This is a genomic window from Bacillus sp. mrc49, from assembly GCF_002803435.1.
The window spans coordinates 1-365 of sequence record NZ_PHNG01000041.1 but is presented as its reverse complement, the minus strand read 5'-3'; the positions used below and the strand labels follow the sequence as shown (position 1 = coordinate 365).

Annotated in this window: 1 pseudogene; it reads right to left on the bottom strand. The window is 37.5% G+C overall.

Features of this window, described 5'->3' with window-relative positions:
* Positions 1–365 (bottom strand): annotated as a pseudogene (locus CVN76_RS00360) (hypothetical protein); the annotation flags it as partial.

The window sequence follows — 365 nt, the reverse complement described above, 5'->3', positions numbered from 1 at the left end:
TTGAAGATTGCAAGTTATACCCTGCATAATCCCATTGTGCATTTGTTAATTTAGAACAATACCAGGCATCCGTTGACCATATAGTGGTTTTTAATTTATATGGTTCTCCTATTTGATCCTTACCGTAGTTTACTGCCTTTTTACGTTCAGCAGCAGTAGCATCTTTCCCTAGCTTACTTGTTACTTTAAGTTGCTTAATTCCACTAGCCCCCCCCCCACAAATTACTACGATTCCAATGATGGCCTTTCGCTCCATTATTTTTGGTTTTTGACGCTTCAATAACATAATAATCTGTGGTTGATAAAACTGCTGTATGACCCGTGTAGGATTTTTCTCCGATGGAATTTTTACTTCCACTACTATA